The following is a 1,417-nucleotide window of genomic DNA, read 5'->3' as shown; positions in this document are numbered from 1 at the left end:
CCTACTTTTTTATAATAACATAAAATCAATATTTTGTTCGTTTCGTCGCTGTAGCCTTCTTTGTTTTCGCTACGCTCAAATACAATTTGGGCTACGCAACTCAACTCACGCGCATTCATCCCACGCTCCTAAGAGTGAGACGTGGGGCTTCTGCTGATTAAGCTAATTGGTCAAATAGTTGTTCAAGAATGGTTAAAATCATCAGCAATTCGCCAAGAGATTGAATTAGATGAATGGGTTTTAATGCCTAATCATTTACATGGAATTGTTTGGATTCAGGATCAAGATCAGGGAAGGTGCGATCGCAATAAGGAGTTAAACCAAGAGGGCTTACGCATTGAGGAATTAAACCAAGAGGATTTACGCAATAAGGAGTTAAGCCAAGAGGATTTACGCATTGAGGAATTAAACCAAGAGGATTTACGCAATAAGAAATTAAACCAAGAGGGCTTACGCCGTACGTAAGCCCCTACAGTCTGGTTCGCTCGGTTCTTTTATTAATGGGTTTAAATCCTCTGTGACTCGGCGCGTTAATTTAATTCGTTATCATTCTGATCTGCCTTTTTGGCAACGTAATTATTATGAATCTATAATTAGGGACGAAACACATTTAAGTAATATTAAAGAATATATTGGGAATAATCCTCAAAACTGGGAGGATGATGCAGAAAATCCCCACAATAGTTCATAATGGCAGAAAATGCTGATAGATGTGCAGTTTTAACAAAAAACATATTTCAACTATTTGCAAAATTTGATGATTTATTTGCAGATTTAAGAGTTATTATTTTTAACAAAGATAAAATAAAAACTTTCATAAACCAAATTAATGTGGTGTATTATCCCCAAGTTTGTATTTCTGACCCTAGCTGTCCGATTCATTTAGTTGGCAAAACAGGACAAGCTGTAGAGATTTCTATTCATACTCCCAGTCCATATATCTGTGCCAACTGCGAACAGATATTACCCGATTGGAAACAACAACAGTTTTTGTGGGTGGTGGTTGTCTTGCAGCAATCACAATATCCTTTAGAAGAAATGACTATAGAAACAGAACAAGAAAAAGAGAAACTGCGGGAAAAATTTATGCGTTTTGGTTGCGATGTGGCATTTAATTTGCGCGATCGCGGATATTTAACAGACCTCATAGATCCCCGCACAGGTTATCCATTACTATCTCATTCGGGCCTAGTTCCCCATGATGATACAGCAGTAGCCCAAGCCTTACTTAAATATCCCGCCATTCAAAATAAATGCCATGTCCTTGTCCATCCCCAATGGGGAACCGCCGTTTATCCCAGTGTCATGCTTTCAGAAGCACCTCCAGAAATAATTGAGTCAGTCACTAAAGCGATCGCACCAATGCACGGATGGATACAGGTGTAAAGAGGCAGAGGGGTTGGGGGAGTTGGGGGAG

Annotated in this window: 3 protein-coding genes; all 3 read left to right on the top strand. The window is 39.2% G+C overall.

Features of this window, described 5'->3' with window-relative positions; all coding sequences use genetic code 11:
- Window positions 1-141: 141 nt before the first annotated feature.
- Entirely contained in the window at window positions 142-465 is a 324-nt protein-coding gene (locus IQ228_RS27010; protein WP_228044095.1) for a hypothetical protein, read from the top strand.
- 52 nt (window positions 466-517) lie between these two features.
- The gene (locus IQ228_RS26030; protein ID WP_193965008.1) at window positions 518-691 is read left to right on the top strand and encodes a transposase; all 174 of its coding nucleotides are present in this window, start codon (window positions 518-520) and stop codon (window positions 689-691) included.
- A 140-nt stretch (window positions 692-831) separates the two neighbouring features.
- Window positions 832-1,386, top strand: a complete 555-nt coding sequence (locus IQ228_RS26025) for a methylmalonic aciduria and homocystinuria type D protein (RefSeq protein ID WP_027403832.1) — start codon at window positions 832-834, stop codon at window positions 1,384-1,386.
- The last annotated feature ends 31 nt before the right edge of the window (window positions 1,387-1,417 follow it).

It is taken from the genome of Dolichospermum sp. LEGE 00246 (assembly GCF_015207865.1).
Classification (GTDB): Bacteria; Cyanobacteriota; Cyanobacteriia; order Cyanobacteriales; family Nostocaceae; genus Dolichospermum; species Dolichospermum heterosporum.
Note: the sequence above shows the minus strand (reverse complement) of the source record. Positions and strands in the feature narration are given on the sequence as shown.